At 46.9% G+C, this 1,279-nt stretch carries 1 protein-coding gene; it reads right to left on the bottom strand.

All coding sequences use genetic code 11. The annotated features are described in order from the left end of the window. Positions 1-75: 75 nt before the first annotated feature. A protein-coding gene (locus E2980_RS23890) for an IS3 family transposase (RefSeq protein ID WP_476695919.1) occupies positions 76-1,222 on the bottom strand; the annotation gives its coding sequence in 2 pieces (ribosomal slippage) (positions 76-952 and positions 951-1,222; 1,149 coding nt in all). Positions 1,223-1,279 lie beyond the last annotated feature (57 nt).

Here is a 1,279-nt window from a genome sequence, read left to right as displayed (position 1 = left end):
TGTAATGCTCCCCATTGTCAAGACACGATTTTCTGAGGAATAAGTTATATCCTCCTTGTCGTGTAATCTAGTCATTTAGGATGCGATTTGTTCAAATGAGTGTGCATAGAATTGATCAGGCCGTGATTCATTAAGAGATTGATGAGGGCGTTCCTGATTGTAAAATTGGACATAACGAGCTATCCCTTTACGCAGCGCGCGAGGGTCTTCGAATTCATTCAGATAGATACATTCGTATTTAAGCGACCGGAAATAGCGCTCTGTTCGGCTGTTGTCCGTTGCTCGTCCTTTGCCGTCCATTGACACCTTGACGTCTTCCTTCTCTAGCAGCTCGAGATAATCAGCATTGGTGAAATGGGAGCCTTGGTCGCTGTTCATGATTTCCGGTTTGCAACGGCTGAATGCACGTTTAAGGCACTTCAGCACAAAGCCTTTCTCTAACGTGCTGGACAGCTCATAATCGATCACTTTACGGCTGTACCAATCGATGATATTGAACAGGTACATAAATCCTTTGCCCATCCGCAAATAGGTGATGTCGATCCCCCAGACCTGATTCGGGTGGTCAATCTTTAAGCTTCGAAGCAGGTAGGGGCGAGTGTACTTGGCGTGGAGCCGTTTGCTCAAGTTTGGCTTCGGATAGATCGCCTCGAGGCCCATGAGCTGCATTAGGCGGCGTGTGCGCTTTCGATTGATCTGGAAGCCATGATCACGAAGAAACCTTGTCATACGCCGGTAGCCGAAGTAAGGATGCTTCATGTAGATCTCATCGATCCGATGCATGATCATTACATTTTCTTCGCTCTCACGACGTTCCTTGTCAGGGCGGTACACACTGGTTCTGTTCACACTGAGCAGATCTGCCTGGCGCTTAACCGTAATCACTGCATTATTTCGCTCAACCATCGCTTTTCGCGCTTCAGGTGATTCATTTAAGACCAGATTTTTTTTTGAGCCAGTCGACCTCTACTGTGAGTTGGCCTACCAGCTTTTCTAGATGCTCCTGCTTGCTCTCATACTCTTTCTTCAGCTTCTCAGTATCGCCCGACTTCTTCTCGAACACCGTTGATGCTCGATCAAGGAACTCTGCCTTCCATCGGCTAATCATCACTGGACTCATTTCATATTTCGCAGCTATCTCGTTGACGGTCTGTTCCTCGCGGAGGACCTCCAGCACAACTTTCGTCTTAAACTCTGAGGTATATCGGTTCCGTTTTTCCATAGTCTCATTATAACTTATTTATCACTCTCCCGTGTCTCAACCTATGGGAGCATTATA

Source organism: Cohnella luojiensis, assembly GCF_004564235.1.
Lineage (GTDB): Bacteria > Bacillota > Bacilli > Paenibacillales > Paenibacillaceae > Cohnella > Cohnella luojiensis.
The sequence above is the reverse complement of the archived record's forward strand: the minus strand, read 5'-3'. Positions and strand labels throughout refer to the sequence as shown.